At 40.2% G+C, this 866-nt stretch carries 1 protein-coding gene and 1 pseudogene; both read right to left on the reverse strand.

What is annotated here, in order from left to right; all coding sequences use genetic code 11:
* Positions 1–182, reverse strand: a pseudogene (locus MiSe_RS49330) (IS4 family transposase); the annotation flags it as partial.
* Entirely contained in the window at positions 170–439 is a 270-nt protein-coding gene (locus tag MiSe_RS49335; RefSeq protein ID WP_226594905.1) for a hypothetical protein, read from the reverse strand. The pseudogene MiSe_RS49330 and the gene MiSe_RS49335, both read right to left, overlap by 13 nt.
* Between the last annotated feature and the right edge of the window lie 427 nt (positions 440–866).

Raw genomic sequence — 866 nt, forward strand, 5'->3', positions numbered from 1 at the left:
AGCCGACCAACATATTTTTGAATTCCCATACGCTTGATTTTCTCACCTTGGAGTACAGCACAAGTGTAAGCCAGAGCAATCAGGAGAATTAAGTTTTTTAAACGCTTATTATTAGCGTGACTCTTCTCTAAATTATAACCACCTGTCTGACAATCTTTGAACATAGCTTCTATTCCAGGCATTTGAAAGCAGCAATTGCTGGCTGATATCTCCCTAAATTAGTCAGAAGATACCAACCCTCATCCTCTACCTTACCCCGATATTTACGTCGCCAATAACCAGCCACGTTAAACTGACCAAACCCTTTTTGTTTTGTGACTTTAACACTCGTCAAGAACCAGCTATTTCCGGGTAGCAATCCTAACTCTGATACGCGAGTATAGTCTGAGGATTCTTCCTGTATATAAGGATATTCTTTTACTCTAAGGACAAACTTCACTTGCTGCTCACAGAGCCAACTAGCTAGTTTAACGCGGACTTATTCCCGGTCACCTAAAATGATAATTTCGTAATCTTTTAACAGTTCTAAAATTGGTGTGATTAAAGATTTCTGCTCGGCCATGTTACTACTTCCTCTCTTATCCAACAGTTGCCAGTATAATGGAATAGCTCGCTTGTGCCAAATCAGACTTATTACAAAAACATTTTTGTCTCGCCCGAAGAGTGCGAGCAATAGTTAGTTTAAGTGACTGAGCCTTGGCAAATTTTACCTTGATAAGTTCTGGAACTAAGGGAAACCACAGAGTTTCTATATCAAGGCAAGATAATTTGAGAAATCTTGGCAAACTGCGGCGACGGCTCTCAAACTGAATTGGGTAAGGCATTAAGGTCGCCCCAAGGTAATGCTAACTTGTTTTTGAGATTGC

This window comes from Microseira wollei NIES-4236 (assembly GCF_020521235.1).
Lineage (GTDB): Bacteria > Cyanobacteriota > Cyanobacteriia > Cyanobacteriales > Aerosakkonemataceae > Microseira > Microseira wollei.